Origin of the sequence: Agromyces larvae (genome assembly GCF_022811705.1) — a bacterium.
Classification (GTDB): Bacteria; Actinomycetota; Actinomycetes; order Actinomycetales; family Microbacteriaceae; genus Agromyces; species Agromyces larvae.
The window spans coordinates 2,375,362-2,397,206 of sequence record NZ_CP094528.1 but is presented as its reverse complement, the minus strand read 5'-3'; the positions used below and the strand labels follow the sequence as shown (position 1 = coordinate 2,397,206).

Genomic DNA, 21,845 nt, shown 5'->3' with positions numbered 1-21,845 from the left:
TCATGTTCCACAGCACACCCCGCCGCCGCACCCTCGCGGCGCTCACCACGTCGGCCGCGCTCGTCGCCGCCCTCGCCGCCTGCAGCTCGCCCGCCGCCGTCTCGGGCGGCGGCGAAGCCGCGGCCGCACCCGGCATCACCGACGACACCGTGACGATCGGCACGCACACGCCGCTCACGGGCCCGGCCGCCGCCGGGTACTCGTCGATCTCGGCCGCCACGAAGGCGTACTTCGACTACGTCAACGACCAGGGCGGCATCAACGGCCGCACCATCGAGTACCTCGTGAAGGACGACGGCTACAACCCGGCGACCACGCAGACCGTTGTGCGCGAACTCGTGCAGGAGGACGAGGTGTTCGCCATCCTGAACGGCCTCGGCACGCCCACGCACACCGCCGTGCTCGACTTCCTCAACCAGAACGAGGTGCCCGACCTGTTCGTGGCATCCGGTTCGACGAGCTGGAACCAGCCCGAGACCTACCCGTGGACCTTCGGATTCAACGCCGACTACGTCGTCGAGGGGGCCGCGCTCGCGCAGTACGCCGAAGACCAGGCGCCCGATGCGACCGTGTGCCTGCTCGGCCAGGACGACGACTTCGGCGACGAGTTCATCGAAGGCGCCGAACTCGTCCTCGGCGAGGGCGGGCTCGCGCACATCGAGCGGTACTCGGTGTCGAACCAGGACGTGACCGCGCAGATCGGCGCCATGCAGGCCGCCGGCTGCGAGATCAACCTGCTCGCGACCATCAACGGGTTCACCGCGCTCGCCGTGGGCACCGCCGCGAAGCTCGGCTGGTTCCCGCAGTGGTACTCGTCGTCGTCGGGCGGCGACTACCCGACGCTCGTCGGCTACCTCGGCGAAGACCTCGGCCCGAAGCTGCTCCAGGGCTTCACGTCGTCGAACTACCTGCCGTTCAGCCCCTCGGGCGAGTGGGTCGCGCTGTTCCAGCAGATCAACGACGAGTACAACGACGGCGCGCCGTTCACCGGCAACACCGTCTACGGCATGAGCGTCGGCTACCTGTTCGCCGAGGCGCTCGCGCGCGCCGGCGAGCACCCCACCCGGCAGGGCATCGTCGACGCCATCACGTCGGGCGACCTGGTCGGCAACGGCATCGTGCCGCTCGCGTTCTCGGCCGACAGCCACGCCGCCTACCTCGGCGTCGGCATCACGACCGTCGACCAGGGCGTGCAGGACTTCGTCGGCGCGACGTACGTGCTCGACGGCGACACCGTCGAGGCGGTCGAGCCCGAGGACGTGCCGGTCGAGAACGCCGGAGTGCCGACGGGCGACTGAACCCTCACGGCGCACCCGGAACGGGCCGGCCCTCCACGAGAGGGCCGGCCCGTGCGGCGTCCGCTCGCAGCTGCACGATCGATCGCCGTCACGACCGCCCACGGATGGTCGCGAGGAGAGACCCGGTGATCCCCGCGAGGCGCTCGGCGTCGTCAGCGGCCGCGAGGAGCTGCCGACCCTTCGTCGGGTTGCTGCCCAGGGCGACGACGGTGTCGCCGCGCTCCAGCCGAGCGAGGGCGAGGGCACGCCCCATGCCGTCGGTGCCGCCGCTGACGACGACCACCCGTGGGCGGGCAGGACGGGAGATCGGATGAGGTGTCGAGTCGGTCACACCGCGGCATCGAGAGCATCAGCCAACGGATGCTGACGAGAACCTTGCGCGGTCTGGAGGCCGATGGGCTGGTGCACCGGGAGGTGTTCCCGACCACCCCTCTCAGCGTCGAATACCGCCTCACCCCGCTCGGCGAGAGTCTGCTCGTGCCGCTGTCCGCCCTCGCCGACTGGGTCGTGGAACACCGAGCTGAGATTGCAGCACGACGACGCTCGGACTGAGCCGCACCCACGGACGCCCGTAGGATGGCCGGGCCGTGTCGGTCCACGGCAGGGAGGGTGAGCACCGACGATGACGGATGCTGCGCCCGCAGATCCCGGTCGACCAGCCGACCGGGCGGCCGAAGCACACGCGCTCGCAGAGCGAGTCACGGCACCGTGGTTCTGGCGGCGCAGCAACGGCGGCGGGTCGCGGCCGCTGAGCGGCGCCGAGATCGAGTCCGCGCTGTTCGTCGAACTCGGCCTCCGCGACGAGTCGGCCCGCGTGTGGCGCGAGTCGCGCGCCGTCTCGGATCGCGCGCACCGACGGGTCGGAGCGCTGCTGCGTGCTCGGTACGGCATCCGCAGTCCCCGCGGCGGGCTGGTCACCGTCCTGGTGCTCGTGTGCGTGCTCGGCATGGTGGCGCCGCTCGTGCTGCTCGGGATCGGCTATCGCGGGCACGCGCTCGAACCCGATCCCCGAACCGGGGCACTCCTCACCGCGATCGTCGGCACGGTGATGCTGGCCGCGTCGATGCTCACGCTCGGACGGCCCGTCGCACGGCCCACCTTCTTCCAGTCGGGCGTCGTCTGCGTGCTGCTCGGCGGGTTCGCGCTGCTGTGGATCCTCGCGTCGGGCGTAGACCCGTCGACGCGGACCTGGTTGGCCGTCGGGGCGATCGGCCTCGTGCTCGCCGTCATCGTCTTCTGGTTCGGCCGGATCCGCGATCCCGAATCCACGGCCCGCATCGACGCCGCGCTCGAGACCGTGCGGGCCGAGGTGCTCGTCGAGGTCGAGCACGAGCGGCAGCGCCTGTTCGCCGAGCTCGAGCAGGTGTTCGCCGTTCGCGGCGACCGTGAGCTGCTGCGTCGCGCGCGCGCCATCGCGCTGGCGGTGCTGCATGCCGGCGGCAACGACGCCGACGACACGCAGCCCGACAGCGTGCCGGGCGCGTACATCGTGGTGGAACGCACGAGCGACTGGCTGCCGAAGCGATGGCCGCCGTCATCGCGGCATCGCGGTGACGTGACGCGCTGAACACCGTGCCCGGCGGACGCGGGGGCCGACCGGGGCAGCCCGGCCCGGCCCCGCCTCAGCTCGCGACGCCGGCGAACTGCTCCACCAGCGAGCGCTTCAGCACCTTGCCGCTCGCGCCGATCGGCAGTTCGTCGACGACGTGCACGACGCGCGGGTACTTGTAGGCGGCGAGGCGCTCCTTCACGAACGCGACGACCTCGTCGGCGTCGAGCTCGTGCCCGTCGTGCGCGATGACGGCGGCGTGCACCTCCTGGCCGTGCACGTGGTCGTCGACGCCGAACACGGCCGACAGCGCGACGTGGGGGTGGCGTGCGAGCACCGCCTCGACCTCCGACGGGTACACGTTGTAGCCGTTGCGCACGATCATGTCCTTCTTGCGGTCGACGATCGTGACGACCCGGTCGGCGACGGTGCCGAGGTCGCCGGTGCGGAACCACCCGTCGACCATCACCTCGTCGGTCGCGTCGGGCCGGCCCAGGTATCCCTTCATGAGGTTGTGCCCGCGCACGACGATCTCGCCGAGCGCGCCGGGCTCGGCGAGCAGCTCGATGCGGCCCTCGACCTCGGGGTCGGCGACCGCGACGTCGACGCCCCAGAGCGGGCGGCCGACGGTGCCCGGGCGGATCGGCTCGCCGAGGATGTTCGACGACACGATCGGCGCGGTCTCGGTGAGGCCGTAGCCCTCGTGCACGTCGGCGGCGAACGCCTCGCGGAACGCCTCGAGCACCGCGACCGGCAGCGCCGCTCCGCCCGACACGGCGAACCGCAGCGGCGGGCGCGCCTCGGTGCGGCCGGCCGCCTCGATCAGCCCGACGAACATCGTCGGCACCGCCGTGAACACCGTCGCGCGGTGCGCGACGAGCAGCTCGACGGCCTGGTCGGGGTCGAACTTCGGCAGCAGGATGATCGACGCGCCGACCCGGAACGCGATGTTCAGCACCGCGGTCTGCCCGAACGCGTGGAACAGCGGCAGCCCGCCGAACACGACGTCGTCGGCCCTGATGTCGAACGAGTCGATGAGCGAGCAGTGCACCTGCTCGACGACCGCGAGGTGCGATCCGACGGCGCCCTTCGGGAACCCGGTGGTACCGCTCGTGTAGAGGATTGTCGCGGCATCGGTCGGTTGCACCGCGACGTGACGCTCGATGGGCGTCGCCGCGGATGCCTCGTCCTCGAGCCGCGGCAGCGGCGGCACCCCCGCGACGGTGCCCGGTGCGGGCAGCAGCACGGTCACGAGCGGCACGCCCGCGGCGGTCGCGGCGGGCACGGCCTCGCCGAGCAGGGGTGCGGCGACCACGACGAGGTCGGCGCCCGAGTCGCGCAGCACGTACTCGATCTCCTCGGCCTTGAACAGCAGGTGCACGGGCACGACGACCGCGCCGAGCGACAGCACCGCGTAGTAGACGCGCGCGAAGTCGGGCACGTTCGGCACGATGATCGCGACCCGGTCGCCGCGGCCGATGCCGCGGGCCGCGAGGGCGCCCGCGTAGGCGCGGGTCTGCTGCCACAGATCGCCGTACGTGGTGGTCGCGCCCATGAAGTGCAGGGCGGGCCGGTCGGGGTGCCGCGCCGCGGTCTCGGCGAGGATGCTCGCGACCGAGAGGGTGCCGAAGCCGGCGCCGTCGACGGCGGGGTCGGGGGAGTGCGTCATTGCAGGTTCCTTCCGTTGGGGTTGGGTGGTGGTCGGATGCCTCGGGCCGGGGTCACTCGCCCGCGGCGTGGTCGGCATGCCGGGGGTCGGCACGCCGGGGGTCGGCATGCCGCAGTTCGGCCCGCAGTTCGGCCCGACCGAGCGAGGCGAGGTGCACCTCGTCGGGTCCGTCGGCCAGGCGCAGCGCACGCGCGCCGGCGTAGAGCTCGGCCAGCGGCTGGTCGGCGCTCAGCCCAGCCGCGCCGAACACCTGGATGGCCCGGTCGACGATGCGCTGCACCGCACGGGGCACGGCGATCTTGATCGCCTGGATCTCGGTCATCGCCCGCCGGTTGCCGACGGTGTCCATGAGCCATGCGGTCTTCAGCACGAGCAGTCGCAGCGCCTCGATCTCGACGCGCGCCTCGGCGACCCACTCGCGCACGACGCCCTGCTCGGCCAGCGGCACCCCGAACGCCACGCGCTCGCGCGCCCGGTCGCCGACGAGCGCGAGCGCCCGCTCGGCCATGCCGATCGCGCGCATGCAGTGGTGGATGCGCCCCGGCCCGAGCCGCGCTTGCGCGATCGCGAACCCCTCGCCCTCGCCGCCCAACAGGTTCGCGGCGGGCACGCGCACCTCGTCGAACACGATCTCGGCATGTCCGCCGTGGTCGCGGTCGTCGTAGCCGAACACGGTGAGCGGCCGCACGACCCGCACCCCGGGAGCGTCCCGCGGCACCAGGATCATCGACTGCCGGCGGTGGCGCGGAGCATCCGGATCGGTCTTGCCCATCACGATGAGCAACCGCGCATCCGGGTTCATCGCACCCGTCGACCACCACTTGCGACCGGTGACCACGTAGTGGTCGCCGTCGCGGCGGATGCGGGTCGCGATGTTCGTGGCATCCGATGAGGCGACCTCGGGCTCGGTCATGCAGAACGCCGAGCGGATGCGCGCGTCGAGCAGCGGGTCGAGCCACTCGGCCTGCTGCGCGGGCGTGCCGAACTCGGCGAGCAGCTCCATGTTGCCGGTGTCGGGGGCGGCGCAGTTGAACGCGACCGGCGCGAGGCGCGGGCTCCAGCCGGTCTCTTCGGCGAGGGGCGCGTACTGCAGGTTCGTGAGGCCCGCGCCGCGCTCGCCGGGCAGGAACAGATTCCAGAGCCCGCGGTCGCGGGCGGCGGCGCGCAGGTCGTCGACGATCGGGCGGAAGCGCCACTCGGCGGGCGTCGCGGCGAGCTGGGCGTCGAGCACCGCCTCGGCGGGGATCGCCTCGTCGCGCACGAAGGCGCGCACCTCGTCGCGCAGGGCGGCGGTGCGGGAGTCGAGTGCGAAATCCATCAGCGGATGCCTCCGGCCGAGGCCGCGGCGGCTGCCGGGGTTGCGGCTGCTGCCGGCGCGGTGGCTGCGCGCCTCGTCGCCCACGCCAGCCCCTCGCGTGCGAGCGGTTCGACCAGCTCGCCGATGCGGTCGAAGCCGTCGCCGACGGTGCCGCCGGCCTGGAACCGGAAGTGGATGCCCTCGAGGATCACCGCGAGCTTGTACGCCGCGAACGCCCGGTACCACGCCAGGTCGGGTGCGCGTCGGCCGAGCCGGGCCGCGTACGCGTCGACGAGCTCGTCGAACGACGGGTAGCCGGCCGCCGGGTCGACCGAGCTCGGCGCGATGCCGGAGCCGCCCGGCAGATCGGCGATGGTCCAGTAGAGGCCGAGCATGCCGAGGTCGACGAGCGGGTCGCCGATCGTCGCCATCTCCCAGTCGAGGATCGCCGCGATCCGCGGCGCCTCGACCGGCCCGGCGACGATCGCGTTGTCGAGGCGGTAGTCGCCGTGCACCAGGGTCGAGACGGATGCCTCGGGGCGGCGCTCGCCGAGCCGGTGCTGCAGTTCGTCGAGCGCGGGCAGCTCGCGCGACCGGCTGGCGTCGTACTGGCGCCGCCAGGTCGCGAGCTGCCGGTCGAGGTAGCCGTCGCCGCGGCCGAACCCGTCGAGGCCGACCCGGTCGGGATCGACCGAGTGCAGCTCGGCGAGCACCTCGGCGAGTTCGAGGCCGAGTCGGTGCAGCGCGGCGGGCGGCCGGCCGGCGTTGTGCCGGCGGTCGTTCAGCACGACACCCTCGACGCGCTCCATCAGGAAGAACGGCGTGCCGGTCACGCGCGCCTCGGCGGTGTCGTCGACGACGTCGATCGCGTCGGGTACCGGCACCGCCGAGCCCCGGAGCGCGTCGATCACCCGGTGCTCGCGGAACATGTCGTGCGCGCTCGAGAGCACGTGCCCGAGCGGCGGACGGCGCAGCACGAGCGGCCGCGCGGCGCCGTCGACGCGGTAGGTGAGGTTGCTGCGCCCGCCGGCGATGAGGGTCGCGGTGAGCGGAGCGGCGGGGTCGTCGCCCGCCACGAGCTCGGGATGCTCCGCCGCGATCCAGCGGGTCAGCCCCGCGGTGTCCAGGCCAGGGACGTCGGTCATCCTCGACCGCCTCTCGTCGTCTCGCGGCGCTGCGCGCCGTTCGTCATCAGGTGGTGCCGGCGTCGGCGCGAGGCATCCGATCGGAGCCCGGCGTCCGCCGCACCTCGACAGCATACCGCGCGGTCGGTATGTACCGCGACCGCCGGAAACCGACTGTGCCGGCCTGACCGCGTGCGCGGCGTAGGAGATTCCCGGCGACTCGCCGAGGATGCCGGCGGGCGATCGGCGTGTCGCTGCGAATCTCCTACGCCGCGCACCCGGTCGGCACCGGTCGGCACCGGTCGGCACCGGTCGGCACGGTCGGCACGCGGCTCAGGCGCCGAGCCGCGCCTCGATCGCGGCGCGCACGCCTGCCGGGATGTCCACCGGCCGCCGGTCGTCGGCCCCGACGAACACGTGCACGAACGAGCCCTCGGCGATCGGGGCATCCGAACCCGGCCGGAGGATCCCGAGCGACCAGGTGACGCTGGTGCGCCCGAGCCGGCCCACGCCGATGCCGACCTCGAGCTCTTCTGGGTACGAGGCCGACGCGTGGTACTCGCACGACGACGCCTTCACGACCGCGATCGGCCCGTCACCGTGCGGGTCGAGCCCGCCGTGGCGGATCATCCACGCGTTCACGGCCGTGTCCATCGCGGCGTAGTAGACCACGTTGTTGACGTGCCCGTACTGGTCGTTGTCGTTCCAGCGGGTCGGGAAGGGGTGGCGGTCGGGCCAGCGCGTCATCGGGGCATCCGTTCGGGTCGGGATCGGGGCAGGGGTTCAGTCGGCCCGCAGCAGCACGCGGAACGCGACCCGTGCGCGCTCGGCGCTGGGCTGGTCGCCGGTGATGAGGTCGGCGTAGGTGAACGACTCCGACACCCGCACGAGCAGGTACGCGAGCGACGCCGGGTCGATCGCGCCGCCGAGCGGCGTCTCGCCGAGGTCGCGCCGCACGAGCCACTCGGCGGTCGCGAGGTAGCGGCGCTGGATCTCGCTCTCCTTCGTGGTGAGCAGCCGCAGCGCCCGCGCAGGCTCGCGCCGCAGGAACTGGCGGAAGTAGTCGGCCCGGTTCAGGTCGGCGACGAAGTGGGTGAGGATCGCGGCGACCCGCTCGGCGCCCGCGAGTCCGGCCTCGTCACCGGCCTCCTCGGCCTGCGCGAGGGTCGGCATGGCCAGCGACCACAGCACCTCGCTGAGCAGTGCGTCGCGGTTGCCCACCCAGCGGAACAGCGACGTGCGATCGACGCCGAGCGAGGTCGCGAGCGCGCCCATGTCGATGCGGCGGCCCGCGATGAAGGTCTCGCGGGCCTCGTCGAACGCCCGGCGCGCGTCGGCGTGCGTCTCGAGTCGCTCGCTCAGCCACGAGGGCGCGGACTCGAGGCCGACGGTCGCGATCGGCGGGCGGGAGGGCGTCGCGGATGCTCCGGATGCGCCGGATGCACCGGATGCGCCGGGCTCGACCGTCGCGGTGGAGGACGTGGAGGGCATGCGGGAATCGTACCCCCGTGGCATCCGAATGATGCAACATTCTAGAAAATGTTGCATACTGCCTGTGATCACCGACGATCGGAGACCCCATGACCCTCACCATCACCACCCCCCTCGACGGCCCCGACGAGGCCGTCGGCGAGCCGGCCGCCCTGCTCGACGCCGACTTCTACCGCTTCCAGCAGAAGCTGACGCCCGCCGAGCAGGCGTCGATCGCCGACATCCGCGCGTTCCTCGAGCGCGAGGTGCGTCCGCACGCCGACGACCTGTGGGAGCGCGCCGAGAGCCCGCGGCACCTCATCCCCGGCTTCGCCGAGCTCGGCATGTTCGGCTCGGCCCTGCCCGAGGTGCGCCACTTCGCGAACAGCGCGGTCTACCGCGGCTGGGTCGCGCTCGAGATCTCGCGCATCGACCCGTCGTGCGCGACGTTCGTCGGCGTGCACTCGGGGCTCGCGATGAACTCCATCGCCGTCGGCGGCTCGCCCGAGCAGAAAGCCGAGTGGCTGGAGCCGATGGCCCGCGGCGAGCTGATCGGCGCCTTCGGGCTCACCGAGCCCGGGCACGGCTCCGACACCGCGCGCGGCCTCGAGACGACCGCCACCCGGCATACCGCCGCCGACGGCAGCGACGAGTGGGTGCTGAACGGCGCCAAGCGCTGGATCGGCAACGCGACGTTCGCCGACGTCGTCGTGATCTGGGCGCGCGACACCGCCGACGACCAGGTCAAGGGATTCCTCGTGCGCCAGCCCGCAGCCGGCTTCACCGCCACGAAGATCGAGCGCAAGCAGTCGCTGCGCGGCGTGCAGAACGCCGACATCGTGCTCGACGGCGTGATCGTGCCCGAGTCCGACCGGCTCCAGGCGATCAACGGATTCCGCGACCTCGCGGTCGTGCTGCGCCTCACCCGCGAGGGCGTCGCGTGGCAGGCCGTCGGCGTCGCCGTCGGCGCCTACGAGGCGGCGCTCGCCTACGCGAAGGAGCGCGTGCAGTTCGGCAAGCCGATCGCATCGTTCCAGCTCGTGCAGCAGAAGCTCGCCGAGTCGATCGGCGACATCACCGCGTCGATCGCGATGTGCGTGCGCGTCAGCGAGATGCTCGACGAGGACGAGCAGAAGGACCACCACTCGGCCATGGCGAAGGCGTACGTCACGAAGAAGATGCGCGAGGTCGTCGCCCGCTGCCGCGAGCTCGTCGGCGGCAACGGGATCCAGCTCGACCACGGCGTCGCCCGCTTCTTCGCCGACGCCGAAGCGGTGTACACGTTCGAGGGCACCTACGACATGAACACCCTCATCGTCGGCCGGGCCATCACCGGCATCGCGGCGTTCCACTGATCGGGGATGACACGCATGACCGAAGCCTTCATCGTCGCCACCGCCCGTTCGCCGATCGGGCGCGCCCGCAAAGGGTCGCTCGTCGATCTGCGACCCGACGACCTCGCCGCGCAGATGGTCGCCGCCGCGCTCGCCGCGGTGCCGGGGCTCGACCCCGCCCGCGTCGAGGACCTGCTCATGGGCTGCGGTCAGCCCGCGGGCGAGCAGGGCAACAACCTCGCGCGCATCGTGGCCGTGCTGCTCGGGCTCGACGGCGTGCCCGGCACGACCGTGAACCGGTACTGCTCGTCGAGCCTGCAGACCACGCGCATGGCGTTCCACGCGATCAAGGCCGGCGAGGGCGACGTGTTCGTCTCGGCCGGGGTCGAGTCGGTCACGCACTACGACCGCGGCGCGGCGGATGTCACGCCCGGTGTCGATGTGCGCAACCCGCGGTTCGCGGAGTCGTGGGCGCGCACGGATGCACGGGCCGGCGGCGAGGCATCCGATCCTGCCGTGCCGCTTCGCCCGTGGCACGACCCGCGCGACGACGGCGCGCTGCCCGACCCGTACATCGCGATGGGCCAGACCGCCGAGAACGTCGCCGAGCTGATGGGCGTGACCCGCGCCGAGCAGGACGAGTTCGCCGCACGCAGCCAGCAGCGCGCCGAGCGCGCGATCGCCTCCGGGTTCTGGGCGCGCGAGATCACGCCCGTCACACTGCCCGACGGGCGGATCGTCGACGCCGACGACGGCCCCCGCGCCGGGGTCACGGTCGAGGCGCTCGCCGGGCTCGACCCGGTGTTCCGCGCCGACGGAACCGTGACCGCGGGCAACTGCTGCCCGCTCAACGACGGCGCGGCGGCCGTGGTCGTGGTGTCCGAGCGCATCGTCGACGAGCTCGGCCTGCAGCCGCTCGCGCGCATCGTCTCGACGGGCGTCTCGGCGCTCTCGCCCGAGATCATGGGCCTCGGCCCGGTGGATGCCTCGCGGCAGGCGCTCGCCCGCGCCGGTCTGTCGATCGACGACATCGACCTGGTCGAGCTCAACGAGGCGTTCGCGGCGCAGGTGATTCCGTCGGCACGCGAGCTCGGCATCGACCCCGAACGGCTGAACGTGCACGGCGGGGCGATCGCGGTGGGGCATCCGTTCGGCATGACCGGCGCGCGCATCACCTCGACGCTGCTGAACGGCCTCGCCGCCACCGGCGGCCGCTACGGACTCGAGACCATGTGCGTCGGCGGCGGCCAGGGCATGGCGATGGTGGTCGAGCGGGTCTGATCTGCGCTCTACACAGATGGATGCCTCGCTCGCACCGGGCATCAGCAACGCTTCGCGTGGTGATCGACGGTTCGTCCCAATGGGATGACGCCGCCTCTACACCACCACCGGCCCGACCGTGGAGTGTTCGAGGTCATGCTCGCGGTACCACTGTCTTTCCGGGCGGCTCAACCGAAACGGGGCAGACAGGCTGGGACTATCCACGAGCGCCTGAATACGCGCCGTGGAGAACGTGTGCTCCACTTCGAGCAATGATGCGGCGTGAGCGAGGCGCGCATCCTTTTGGGCACTTGTCGGCGCCGTTGATCCGATTGCATGCGCCGGGACCGAGTCGATGACGCCCGCGAAGAGGGTTACCAACTCGGTCAACGAGAGGGTCGTTTGCGCCACGTTGACGGAACAATTCACCGCATCGGGGGCTTCCAAGAGATCGACGATGGCGTTGCCGAGATGCGAGACCTCGACCACTGAATGACGCGCGTCTCCCGACGAACGTGGGAATCCACCGAGTGTCCGCGCGTACCGAATCACGCCGGGCCCCACCCACTTGTCTCCGACGCCGAGCACCAGGTGGGGTCGGACGACGACGCCACCAGCGTCGAGCACTATTTGTTCGGCCCTCGCCCGACTCTTGCTCAATGCCGAACTCGGTCGAACGGACGTCGCGCGTTCGGACGCCATGTGAAATGGGCCGCGGCCGTACACGGCTGCAGTACTGACGTACATGAGCCGTTCACCGTTCGATCCTAGGAACGCCTTGGCGATATTCTCCGTCCCTCGCACGTTGATCTCATAGCAGAGATCCGGATCGTTGCCGATGTACGAAGCGGCATGGACGACTACTGCCGTGCCCGATAGTGCGGCATACACAGCGTCGGCATCGCGTACGTCAAAGGCAGCCGGCGATGCCGATCTCGCGATTTCACGTACCGCCCAGTGCGCTCGCTTGTGTGCCGCTCGAGCAACTGCGGATCCAATGAACCCTGATGCTCCGACTACCGAAAGTCCGGCCAGCGGTGTCAATCTTGACGACACGAGCGATCGATCCCTTAGGAAACTGATGTCGTTGCCACGGCAGATGCAACGACCGCCGAAGCGTCAACCGCTATGGCATCGTCCTGTGTAATAACGAAGCAAGCGCCATCGCCGCTCCGCTGGATCGAGGCGCGCGCGGGCGAACTGAATTCAACGGTGCGCACGAACTCCGCCTCGAATGTTCGGAGGTCGAGCGTGGGATCACCGGTCTCGACACAAGCAAGCTGTCGGCAGGCCTCGACAAGCGCTACGCCGGGTACGTGATCGAGTGGGTGATCGAAGTAGGTCGAATGGCTGCCATCGACAGCCACAACCCATCCATGGCGATCACCTTCCAGCAGGATGTCCTCTGAGGCGTCGACACCGACATCCGCAGGCGAAATGACGCTCTGGCGAATCCTTGCCGGTGGGTGCGCGCCCGCATGGCTGCCTCGCAGACGCAAGTATGTCGAGTCATCGACCAGCATCGCGTCTCCATGTCCTGACGCGATGGGCGCGCCATTCTGGCTGAACGAGAAGCCGATCCGAACGCTTCGAAGCCCGCGAGCGCTACGGCGAACTCTGCTTCCACTGGCGTGAGCGCGTATCTCGATCGCCTCACCCGGAAGTGCTCGCAATGGTTCCCCCGCGAGATCGAACCCGAGGCCGGTCATCAGGAATCGGGTTTGTGGCGAGACAGAGTACCCCAGATGGCACGTAAGGATCGTCGATTGCCTGATTGTCTCAGCGATCAAGCTCGATCGCAGCGGGTTGGTTTTCCAGAGCGGGTGCCGACGCGGCCACTGAATCGCGATCTCGAACGTATCTGCGCCGAGATCGACGAAGTCTGTTGGGAGGACTTCGTGCGTCGAACGGCGATGCACGAGCGATCTGTGCACGGGACGATCAAAGGACAGTGGGCGGGAATCCGACATGGTTCTCCGTTCGGCGCGACGACCCCCAACTTCACGAGGAGATTAGCATGCGTGATGACCGGTTTGTTTTTGACAGGTTTGCCACGACAGCTGCCCTGGCTTGACCCGCTAATTGAAATAGGTCGGCGGCGGGCACGCCTGAACGATCTCCTCGATCTGGCTCCCAGAGGTTCCCTGAACTGAGGCGATCGCGAACCACCACTTCGCCGTGTCATAGGTGTCGATGTAGTTCTGCTCAGACGGGGCGTCCCCGACGGTGTAGCCGAGCTCTTCGATACACGCCTTGTTAGCGAGTTCGAGCTGATACATCTCCCGGATTTGAGATTCGTTCAGCGGCACGTACGGGTTGTCGTCGCCGCACGAGGCAAGGGCGCTGTCGAAGCTCTCCTTCTGCGCCGACGGTACAGGAGGGAATGACAATGTGCCGTCGTCGGCGATGGTCCCCTCATATCCGAGCTGCGACATGCAGCTGATCAGAGCTTCGGCCCTACTCCCCGGGCTGGGCAGTGTTTCAGGTTCTGACGGAGGAATCGACGGTGATGCCCCAGCTGCCGCACACCCGGCGGCGCAGATGATCACAACGATTGAGAGGGATGCGAGGGTCAGGTTTCTTCGGATGGAGAGCACGGTGGCAGTGTTCCATTCACGGTCGGCTTCGTGATAGGCGTACGTGCGATCACACGATCCACAATCCGCAAAGGAGAGACGAAGTGAGACGACGATTAATGGGTGCGATCGGAGCTGCCGGCGCGATCTTGCTGTCAGTAGCCGTGAGCCTTCCGGCTGGGGCGACTGATGGTTTCAGCGGGCAGCGCGCATGCCCGGGAGGTGCTTCCGCGGTAGGGATGCAGACGGTTTCGTTCGGCTGGACCAGCGGTGGCACCGCGATCGACACTCACCAGTATTTTTCGCCTCTGACCGGGGATTGGGTCGGCCCGTTCAAGACCACACCAGGGTTTTTCTCGTCGAATTCTGGGCAGACCTCAGTGCAGTACCGAGCACAGACTCCAGGCACCTTCAGCAGCGCTTCGAGTCTCTGCATCTGAGCCTTCCGCGCGGTGACGAGCACCACGGTTCGGCAGTCTCTGGGATTGTCGGGCCGTGGTGCGCTCGCCCGATCTAGCCACAGCTCGCTCCCCGCGGCGCTCTGCTCGCCAGGGATTCTTCTACGCCTTAAGACACACCGGCCTGTTCACTTCCGCCCGATAGCAAACCGGTCAAATGGTTGGTTAGTGTGGTGGCGGCCCGTGTGGCTCCGGGGGTCTCTAGGAACTTCGGCGCTTCCCACGACCGGCGACCGTATTGATGGAGGAGAGACTTGAGCGCTTCTACTTCCGATGTGTTCTACTCGCGGGTCGTAGTGCTGTCCTCCCGCCCGATCTTTGTCGAAGGGGTGGCTTCGTCCATCCGTCATCGTGCTGGTTGCACCGTGGTGGGCTCGACCGCTTCGATCGATCAGCTCGGAGCGATCATGACCTCACGACAATGTGGGCTACTCGTCGCAGACATTGACTGCATGACAGTGCGAGACACGCGGACCGCGATTTCAAGTTGGCGCATTCCGAGGGGTACCCACGTTGTCGGGTTGGCGAGCATGCCGCAATCTCCGCTCGCAAGGGTGATCGCCCATTCGCCTCGATCGATCTTGCTTCCAGGTTCCTGCACGCCAGTCCAACTCGCCCACGCACTATCAACTCTGATGTCCGCCACAGTAGAAGGCTCGGCAATTGGTCACAAGCTGGCGCCCAATCGCGGATTGACCCCCCGCCAGATCGAAGTTCTCCGCACCGTCTCACACGGTCTGACGAATCAACAAGTGGCGGTGGAACTCGGCATCGCGGAAGGTACGGTGAAACGACATCTCTACGAGAGCTTCGTGTTTCTGGGTGCACAGTCCCGACTCGACGCCGTAAACCGGGCTCGTGCAAGAGGAATGATCTCCTCATAGACAGCAAGGCAGTCGATCCGACGAAGACGCGGGTTCTTGGCGTTCGAATACGGTTTCGGGCGCATCTGCACCTGGGCTGCGAAGGTTCGCTACGCCAAATCTGAAGCACGCATGGTTGGCTCACTCTCGACCTGGATGGGATGTTGACTGCAGCGGCGATGCAGCTGTATCCGGCGATGCACGCTTCGCTAGCATTGCTGGACGCGGCAACGCAGAAACCGGAGGCGCATGGTTCAGCAGGCCAGGGCACGAGTCACTCGTGACAAGATCATGCAGGGGGCCGCCGAGGTTATTCGCGAGGTCGGTTACGCGAACGCCTCGCTGGGGCAGATCAGCGAAGCCGCTGGCGTAACAAAGGGGGCACTTTACTTCCATTTCAACTCGAAGGAAGAGATTGCGCGCGCGTTGATTGATGAGCAACACCGGATCACGCGCGAAGCAGCAAAGAAGATCATGTCGCATGATGCTTCGGCCATCGAACACATGGTGCAACTCACTGCGGATCTCGCCGGACGGCTCGTCGGCGATCCGATTGTCAGGGCAGGGATTCGACTCACGACGGACTCTTCCACCTTCGACTCTCCCATCGCGGGTCCCTATCAGGATTGGATGGAGACGTTCGAACAGCTCGCCATGCGCGCGCAGCACCAGGGAGAGACGAACGGAGTGATCGCCCCCGATCTACTCGCGCGCTTCATCATTCCAGCGTTCACGGGTGTGCAGCTCGTGTCTGAAGCGTTTACCGGACGTCGCGACCTTCCCGAGCGCGTGCATGAGATGTGGAAGATCCTTATCGCCGCCGTCGTTGCCGAAGATCGGCAGGAACATGTGCTCGGAATGATTGAGGCGACGTTCTCTCGTCTTGAGCGTGATACGCGCCGACGGCAGTCAGAGGCGTAGTCGCAGCACATCCCGGAGCTTCTCCGACCGCCACTCGACCGGTCAATGCACAAGGAGCCGACCCGCAAAATCCCTGGAATGCTGATCTTCATTTCCGAACCGGTGTAGCGGATGCGCGCCTCTATCGCCGCCCAGCTCCCTTGGTTGAGAAGTCAGCGACGGAGGGGAACGTAGCTTCAGCATCCGTCGTACTGATGGGTTGGTCGCTGAGTTCGAACGTTTGTGGCTGATCAGCTCGATTCCGATGTGGCGTCGGACGTGTTGATCGCCGATTCCTAGCCATCCCTTGGATTCTCGCTTCCCCAGCACGGTGCTGGAATCAGCGTGTCCAAGATCAGGGGTCAAGCGCCAGTCACGTTGAACGTAATGCTGCCCCATCCGGTCTGATCCACGGTCGCCCGCTGCGTGCGGGGGCTCGAGCAGATCTGGTTGAGGGTTTCCGTGGCGGCGAACGCCGGGGCAACGGCGCTGACGACCAACGCGGCGGCAACCGCCAATGACGCCATTGCCATACTCCGCTTCTTCATGATTCTCCTATCCAGTGCAAGGGTCCGAACTTGCGGGTCGGAGTATTCGTCGCAAAAACCGGCTGTCAAGTATTGTTTTGATGGAGCAAGAAGGGTGGATCGATGGTTATGCCGATTCGTGGCAGTGCGCGACTCGGGGTCGCGCTGCTCCTCGTATGGATGATGACCGGGTGTGCCGCAGATGGTCCGCCACCGTCGGCGAGCCGCCAGACTGAAACGTACGACGCGCTGACTCTCGACCTGATCGATCAACGCTGGGAGCAGGTGGCGAGCCAGTTTCCCAACGCAGTTCGGCCGGAGGTTCGGCTTGTCCGTTATGTCACGCCAGAATCGGCCCCGGCGGAGCTGGCCGGATGCCTTGTCGACGAGGGGTTCCCAGATGCCGAGATTCGCGCAGACGGCAATCTCGAGACAGGGCCGATGTCCGTTGCCCAGCAGCAGGCGTATGCGGTCGGACTCTGGAAGTGTTCCGCTATGTTCCCGTACGATCCGGCGTTCAATCAGAAGCTGACGGAGCAGCAGATCGGGCGAATCTACGAGTACTACACCCAGGAATTGACTGATTGTCTTGATCGGGAGGGGTACATGGTGGAGGAACCCCCGAGCGAAGCGAGCTTCATCGAGGGCTACTACAGCGAGCCGGAATTATGGTCGCCCTATGCCCGTCTTGCGATCTCTTCGGAGTCCGAATCGATGAGGCTGCACCGCGAATGCCCCGCGATGCCTGCTGACCTGTTCGAGTAGGGGTCGCCAAGCCGTACGGAGGTCAAGCAATGCTCGTTGGCGAGGTTCGCGGTGTGATCGCGGGAGGGTGGCGATGACCGGTAACACCGAGGTGTCCGGCGCCCGCCGCCGTGGTTGGCCGTTGGTTGCGGCGGGTGGTGTGCTGGTGCTGGCGGTGGGTGCTGGGGTGGGGTGGGCGGTGTCTGCGGTGTTTGCTCCGCCGGAGGATGCGTTGGTGGAGGCGCCGTTCACGTTCGTAGAACTCGTGGATGGTGAGGTGGGGTCGTCGGTGTCGTTGAACGCGGTCGCGGAGTGGCCGCAGGCGCCGGCGGGGACGAATCAGGCGGTCGGGACGGTGACGTCGGTTTCGGTGGCTGCGGGGGATGAGGTTGCGCCGGGGCAGGTGTTGTATTCGGTGAATCTGCGTCCGGTGGTGGTCGCGGCGGGGGCGACGCCGTCGTTCCGGTCGATGAGTCGGGGCGTGTCGGGGGCGGATGTCGCGCAGTTGCAGGGGCTGTTGGCCGGGCTCGGTCTGTTCGACGGTGACGCCGATGGGGTGTTCGGGTGGGCGACCGAGGCTGCGGTGCGGGACTGGCAGGACTCGCTCGGCATCGAGGACGACGGGGTCGTCCAGGCAGGGGACGTGGTGTTCGTGCCCTCGCTCCCGGGCCGGGTCGCGGTGGACGAGGAGGTCGTGTACCGGGGCGCGAGCCTGGCGGGTGGTGAGGAGGTGGTGTCGGGGTTGGCGGTCGAGCCGACGTTCACGATTCCCGCGACGGCGGCGCAGGCGGCGATGATGCCGGCCGGTACCAGGGTGGAGTTGACCGCACAGGACGCGGCCTGGGGTGCGGTCGTGGCGGGGCAGGAGCCTGACCCGGCCTCACCGGATGTGGTGAATGTGGGGTTGCAGGCTGATGGTGACGGTGCGATCTGCGCGGACCGGTGCGGGCTGATCCCGGTGACCGGGCAGAGCCTTTTGAGTGCGAAGATCATCACCCAACCGACCGTGACCGGTGTCGTGGCCCCGTCCGCTGCCCTGCGGTCGGACCCGGATGGCAGCGTGTCGGTGATCGACGAGACCGGGGTCGCGCATGTGGTGACGGTGGTTGCGTCGGCGAAGGGCATGTCGGTCATCGAGGGCGCTGCGGCTGGGTTGCGGGTTCGGGTGCCGGCCACGGGTGAGGCATCCGGGTGAGCGCCTTGTTGGAAGCGGACGCGGTGTCGTTCCGGTACGACCCCGGCACCCCGCTTTTGGAGGGGTGGTCGGCGGCGTTTCACCCGGGTGAGGTGGTCGCGGTGACCGGCCCGTCTGGTCGGGGCAAGTCGACCCTGTTGTACCTGCTCGGGTTGATGTTGAAGCCCCGGGAAGGTCGGGTGCTGCTGGATGGGCGGGAAGTGCAGGGCTTGTCGGATCGGGCGCGGGCGGGGCTGCGGGCGGAGGTGTTCGGGTTCGTGTTCCAGGATGCTGCGCTGGATGCGACCCGCACCGTGATGGACAACATCGTCGAGACTGCCCTGTACCGCGGCGACGACCGCAGGGACGCGACCCGTCGGGCGGACGAGTTGATGCACCGGTTCGGTGTCGGGCTGCGTCGGGGTGCGAAGCCGGGGCAGGTGTCAGGCGGGCAGGCGCAACGCATCGCCCTGTGCCGGGCGCTGCTCGGGCAGCCGCGGGTGCTGCTCGCGGACGAGCCGACCGGGAACCTCGACCCCGACTCCGCGGATCTCGTCGTGGACGCGTTCCACGACCACGCCGCCCGGGGTGGGACCGCGGTGATCGTGACGCACGACCCGGCCCTCGTGGCCCGCTGCCACCGCCGGATCCCACTATGACCCGCACCGACGAGCCGGTCACCGTGCCCGCGCGTGCGACAGCAGCCACGGAGCATCCGACCCGATCCATCGCCCAACCGTGGCCGTCGCCCCGACCGGGCCGAGCCAGTCGTCGGCGGCGGAGCATCTTGCCGGTGCTGCGCGAAGCGATCGTGTCCGCGGTTGCGGCACCGGTCGCGAGCATCCTGACGATCGTGATGATCGCGGGCATGTGCGCCGCAGTCCTGCTGACCTCGGGCCGCACCGTCGGCGCCCAGGAAGCGGTGGTCGGGTCGATCGACTCCGCCGGCACCCGGTCGATCATCATCCGCGCCGACCCCGCCGCCGGGCTCGATACCACCGTCCTGGACCGGATCGGGAATCTCGACGGCATCGACTGGGCGGGCGCGTTCAGCCTCGCGACCGACGTGCAGAACACCGCGTTCCCCGGCGGTACCCGCGTCCCGCTCCGCCACGCCTACAGCGCCGACTGGGACGAGCTCGGCCTACCCGAAACCGGCACAACGGCAGGGGCGGGCGATATCGCGTACGCGTCCACGACCGCCGCCGAACAGCTCGGGCTGAACGAACCCGTCGGGCAGGTCGCGACCACCACCGGGGCCGGGTACGCGGTCGCGGGCCTGATCGAGGTGCCCGACCATCTCGCGTTCCTCGAACCCGTGCTGATCGCACCCCAACCCGACACCACCCACCCCGAACCCGTCGGGATCCTCGTCGTGATCGCCGAACGCCCCGACCTCGTCGCCCCCGTCGCGGCCGCCGTCACCAGCGTCCTCGCCGTCGAGGACCCGACGAAAGTGACCGTGCAGACCAGTGAGAGCCTCGCCACCCTCCGCGCCCTGATCGAAGGACAACTCGGCGGCTACGGGCACGCCCTGACCCTCGGGATCCTTGCGCTGACCGCGATCCTGGTCGGCGCGATCCTCTACGGCATCGTCATGCTCCGCCGCAAAGACTTCGGCCGACGCCGCGCCCTGGGCGCAAGCCGGGCCCTCATCGTCGGGCTCCTCCTCACCCAGACCGCGCTCCTGGCCGCGGCCGGCGCGATCATCGGATCGACCATCGCGCACGTCACCCTCGCGATCACCGGCGACCCGCAACCCGGCTGGGAGTACACCCTCGGCGTCGCCACCCTCGCCACCGCGGTGGCGGTTGCAGCGGCCCTCATCCCCGCCCTGGCCGCCGCACGCCGCGAACCCATCCGAGAACTCCGCGTCCCATAGCGCGGGCAGCGTCGCGAGAGCCATCGACCACTTACGGGTGCGGAACAGGACGGTTCGCCCGTCGGCGAAGGACAGCATCCCGTTCGGCGAAGAGCGTATGGAAATCCGAGATAGCCCGGCCTCAGTAGTACCAAGATGGCGGCGGGCAACTGGTGAAGAGAGCCTTGAATTGGTCCCGCGAGAGCTGGGTCGGGTGGCGTCCCTCTGAGTGGTGGAGTTTCTCAACACCGGCGAGGTCAGCTGCTTCTGATTATGCCGCGATGAGTTCGGGGATGCTGTCCTCCTCTCCGGTGGTGTTCAGCAGGGCCATGGAGGCGTCGCTGAAGTAGCGGCGGTCGGCGCTGTCCCATTCGTCGTGCTGCTCGATCAGGACGTGCCCGGCGAGGCGCAGCAGCGCGGCAGGGTTGGGGAAGGTGCCGACGACGTCGGTGCGGCGCTTGATCTCCTTGTTCAGCCGTTCCAGCGGGTTCGTGGACCAGATCTGCTGCCAGTGCGCGGCCGGGAACCCGGTGAACGCGAGGAGCTCATCGCGGGCATCCTCGAGCATCTCGGCGATGGCCGGATGGGAGCGTTCGAGCATGCGAACGACCTCCCCGAACTGTGCTTTGACGAGGCTGGCCTTGCCGCGCGGGACGAACACGGTGCGGATGATGGAGGCGACCATCGGGCCGGCGACCTTGGGGACCTTCGCCAGGACGTTGCGCATGAAGTGAACCCGGCAGCGCTGCCACGAGACGCCTTGGAACGCGACCTGGATGGCTTTGATCAGCCCGGAGTGGGCGTCGGAGATCACCAGGCGCACTCCGCCGAGACCGCGGGCCTTCAACGACCGGAAGAACGCCGTCCAGAACGGCTCGGACTCCGTATCGCCGACGTCGAAGCCGAGGACTTGCCGGGTGCCGTCGGAGGCGACGCCGATCGCCACGACGATCGCCTGCGAGACAACCTGACGACCGACACGGGCCTTGCAGTAGGTCGCATCGACGAACACATACGGGTAGTCCTGGGCGTCCAGCGGCCGTTCGCGGAACGCGGCGACGTCCTCGTCGAGGTCCTGGCAGATGCGAGACACCTCGGACTTGGAGATCCCCGAATCGGCGCCGAGCGCCTTGACGAGGTCGTCGACCTTCCGGGTCGAGACACCGTGGACGTAAGCCTCCATCACGACCGCGAACAGCGCCTGATCGACCCGGCGGCGCCGCTCCAGCAGCGACGGGAAGAACGACCCCTGTCGCAGCTTCGGGATCCGCAGATCCAGATCCCCGGCCGTGGTGGTCAGCGTCCGCGGACGCGACCCGTTACGGACCGCGACACGCCCCTCCGAGCGCTCGTAGGACGCGGCGCCGATGAACGCAGTCGCTTCCGCGTCGATCAGCTCCTGGTAGAGCTTCTGCGTCGCGAGCCGGATCCGGTCGCTGACATCGGTGGACTGCAGTTCCCCGAGGAGCTCGAGGAGGGCAGACTGGTCTAGAGCCATCGTGCGTTTGTGTCTTCCTGTGAGTGACTTTGATCGGTACTCACTGACCATCGCACGATGGCTCACCAGCGTCTACGACGCCGCGAGCCCTGCCGGAAACCCCACCACACCCGGGGACGCCACCGCTGGGTCGTCTCTACTTCAGACATCGCGAACCACCGCTGATCCGAGTCGAATGTGTCCGAGTACACCTGGGGAGACGGCGGTTCCGAAATCGCGTATCCATGTTCGATCAGGCATCTT

General features: G+C 68.6%; 22 protein-coding genes. 11 read left to right on the top strand and 11 right to left on the bottom strand.

Annotation, left to right across the window (positions count from 1 at the left end; genetic code table 11):
- Positions 1 to 2: 2 nt before the first annotated feature.
- Positions 3 to 1,298 (top strand): ABC transporter substrate-binding protein, encoded by a 1,296-nt coding sequence (locus MTO99_RS11650; RefSeq protein ID WP_243553771.1) that lies wholly within the window; start codon positions 3 to 5, stop codon positions 1,296 to 1,298.
- Positions 1,299 to 1,386: 88 nt separating this feature from the next.
- Here MTO99_RS11650 and MTO99_RS11645 read toward each other — a convergent pair whose 3' ends face one another.
- Complete coding sequence (locus MTO99_RS11645; RefSeq protein WP_243553769.1) at positions 1,387 to 1,581, bottom strand: Rossmann-fold NAD(P)-binding domain-containing protein; 195 nt, start codon at positions 1,579 to 1,581, stop codon at positions 1,387 to 1,389.
- 2 nt (positions 1,582 to 1,583) lie between these two features.
- Between MTO99_RS11645 and MTO99_RS11640 the strand changes: the two genes are divergently transcribed.
- A complete protein-coding gene (locus MTO99_RS11640) occupies positions 1,584 to 1,850 on the top strand; it encodes a winged helix-turn-helix transcriptional regulator (RefSeq protein WP_290428385.1) in 267 nt (88 codons plus the stop codon).
- Between the two features lie 70 nt (positions 1,851 to 1,920).
- Positions 1,921 to 2,865: a hypothetical protein gene (locus MTO99_RS11635; protein WP_243553768.1), complete on the top strand. Its 945-nt coding sequence runs from the start codon at positions 1,921 to 1,923 to the stop codon at positions 2,863 to 2,865.
- A 55-nt stretch (positions 2,866 to 2,920) separates the two neighbouring features.
- Here the strand turns inward: MTO99_RS11635 and MTO99_RS11630 are convergent, their stop codons facing one another.
- The 5 genes from MTO99_RS11630 to MTO99_RS11610 all read right to left on the bottom strand — a co-directional run bounded on the left by MTO99_RS11630 (position 2,921) and on the right by MTO99_RS11610 (position 8,428).
- Positions 2,921 to 4,516: a long-chain-fatty-acid--CoA ligase gene (locus MTO99_RS11630; RefSeq protein ID WP_243553767.1), complete on the bottom strand. Its 1,596-nt coding sequence runs from the start codon at positions 4,514 to 4,516 to the stop codon at positions 2,921 to 2,923.
- A gap of 52 nt (positions 4,517 to 4,568) precedes the next feature.
- Positions 4,569 to 5,834, bottom strand: coding sequence for an acyl-CoA dehydrogenase family protein (locus tag MTO99_RS11625; protein ID WP_243553766.1), 1,266 nt, complete (start codon positions 5,832 to 5,834; stop codon positions 4,569 to 4,571).
- Positions 5,834 to 6,958 (bottom strand): phosphotransferase family protein, encoded by a 1,125-nt coding sequence (locus MTO99_RS11620; RefSeq protein WP_243553765.1) that lies wholly within the window; start codon positions 6,956 to 6,958, stop codon positions 5,834 to 5,836. The genes MTO99_RS11625 and MTO99_RS11620 overlap by 1 nt, the downstream gene beginning before the upstream one ends.
- Before the next feature lie 312 nt (positions 6,959 to 7,270).
- Positions 7,271 to 7,684: an acyl-CoA thioesterase gene (locus MTO99_RS11615; RefSeq protein ID WP_149161001.1), complete on the bottom strand. Its 414-nt coding sequence runs from the start codon at positions 7,682 to 7,684 to the stop codon at positions 7,271 to 7,273.
- Between the two features lie 36 nt (positions 7,685 to 7,720).
- On the bottom strand, positions 7,721 to 8,428 hold the full coding sequence (locus tag MTO99_RS11610) for a QsdR family transcriptional regulator (protein WP_168209185.1): 708 nt from the start codon (positions 8,426 to 8,428) through the stop codon (positions 7,721 to 7,723).
- A gap of 89 nt (positions 8,429 to 8,517) precedes the next feature.
- Here MTO99_RS11610 and MTO99_RS11605 point away from each other — a divergent pair, with 89 nt between their 5' ends.
- Both MTO99_RS11605 and MTO99_RS11600 read left to right on the top strand, forming a co-directional pair.
- A complete protein-coding gene (locus MTO99_RS11605; protein WP_243553764.1) occupies positions 8,518 to 9,762 on the top strand; it encodes an acyl-CoA dehydrogenase family protein in 1,245 nt (414 codons plus the stop codon).
- Positions 9,763 to 9,777: 15 nt separating this feature from the next.
- On the top strand, positions 9,778 to 11,022 hold the full coding sequence (locus tag MTO99_RS11600) for an acetyl-CoA C-acetyltransferase (RefSeq protein ID WP_243553763.1): 1,245 nt from the start codon (positions 9,778 to 9,780) through the stop codon (positions 11,020 to 11,022).
- A 96-nt stretch (positions 11,023 to 11,118) separates the two neighbouring features.
- On the opposite strand, the gene MTO99_RS11595 is transcribed toward MTO99_RS11600, so the two are convergent.
- From MTO99_RS11595 to MTO99_RS11585, 3 genes are all read right to left on the bottom strand, one after another.
- Complete coding sequence (locus MTO99_RS11595; protein ID WP_243553762.1) at positions 11,119 to 12,057, bottom strand: NAD-dependent epimerase/dehydratase family protein; 939 nt, start codon at positions 12,055 to 12,057, stop codon at positions 11,119 to 11,121.
- A 14-nt stretch (positions 12,058 to 12,071) separates the two neighbouring features.
- Positions 12,072 to 12,971, bottom strand: a complete 900-nt coding sequence (locus MTO99_RS11590) for a ScbA/BarX family gamma-butyrolactone biosynthesis protein (RefSeq protein WP_494337198.1) — start codon at positions 12,969 to 12,971, stop codon at positions 12,072 to 12,074.
- 108 nt (positions 12,972 to 13,079) lie between these two features.
- On the bottom strand, positions 13,080 to 13,436 hold the full coding sequence (locus tag MTO99_RS11585; protein WP_243553760.1) for a hypothetical protein: 357 nt from the start codon (positions 13,434 to 13,436) through the stop codon (positions 13,080 to 13,082).
- A gap of 1,006 nt (positions 13,437 to 14,442) precedes the next feature.
- Between MTO99_RS11585 and MTO99_RS19180 the strand changes: the two genes are divergently transcribed.
- Together MTO99_RS19180 and MTO99_RS11575 are read left to right on the top strand one after the other, a co-directional pair.
- Entirely contained in the window at positions 14,443 to 14,919 is a 477-nt protein-coding gene (locus MTO99_RS19180; RefSeq protein WP_354002534.1) for a helix-turn-helix transcriptional regulator, read from the top strand.
- 228 nt (positions 14,920 to 15,147) lie between these two features.
- Positions 15,148 to 15,819: a ScbR family autoregulator-binding transcription factor gene (locus MTO99_RS11575; RefSeq protein WP_243553759.1), complete on the top strand. Its 672-nt coding sequence runs from the start codon at positions 15,148 to 15,150 to the stop codon at positions 15,817 to 15,819.
- 341 nt (positions 15,820 to 16,160) lie between these two features.
- On the opposite strand, the gene MTO99_RS11570 is transcribed toward MTO99_RS11575, so the two are convergent.
- Positions 16,161 to 16,346: a hypothetical protein gene (locus tag MTO99_RS11570; protein WP_243553758.1), complete on the bottom strand. Its 186-nt coding sequence runs from the start codon at positions 16,344 to 16,346 to the stop codon at positions 16,161 to 16,163.
- A gap of 102 nt (positions 16,347 to 16,448) precedes the next feature.
- Here MTO99_RS11570 and MTO99_RS11565 point away from each other — a divergent pair, with 102 nt between their 5' ends.
- From MTO99_RS11565 to MTO99_RS11550, 4 genes are all read left to right on the top strand, one after another.
- Positions 16,449 to 17,090: a hypothetical protein gene (locus tag MTO99_RS11565; protein ID WP_243553757.1), complete on the top strand. Its 642-nt coding sequence runs from the start codon at positions 16,449 to 16,451 to the stop codon at positions 17,088 to 17,090.
- A gap of 73 nt (positions 17,091 to 17,163) precedes the next feature.
- The gene (locus MTO99_RS11560; RefSeq protein ID WP_243553756.1) at positions 17,164 to 18,264 is read left to right on the top strand and encodes a peptidoglycan-binding domain-containing protein; all 1,101 of its coding nucleotides are present in this window, start codon (positions 17,164 to 17,166) and stop codon (positions 18,262 to 18,264) included.
- Entirely contained in the window at positions 18,261 to 18,902 is a 642-nt protein-coding gene (locus MTO99_RS11555) for an ABC transporter ATP-binding protein (RefSeq protein ID WP_243553755.1), read from the top strand. Before MTO99_RS11560 ends, MTO99_RS11555 begins: the two co-directional genes overlap by 4 nt.
- Before the next feature lie 134 nt (positions 18,903 to 19,036).
- The gene (locus tag MTO99_RS11550; protein ID WP_243553754.1) at positions 19,037 to 20,125 is read left to right on the top strand and encodes an ABC transporter permease; all 1,089 of its coding nucleotides are present in this window, start codon (positions 19,037 to 19,039) and stop codon (positions 20,123 to 20,125) included.
- Positions 20,126 to 20,375: 250 nt separating this feature from the next.
- Here MTO99_RS11550 and MTO99_RS11545 read toward each other — a convergent pair whose 3' ends face one another.
- Positions 20,376 to 21,602 (bottom strand): IS256 family transposase, encoded by a 1,227-nt coding sequence (locus MTO99_RS11545; RefSeq protein ID WP_243553753.1) that lies wholly within the window; start codon positions 21,600 to 21,602, stop codon positions 20,376 to 20,378.
- Positions 21,603 to 21,845 lie beyond the last annotated feature (243 nt).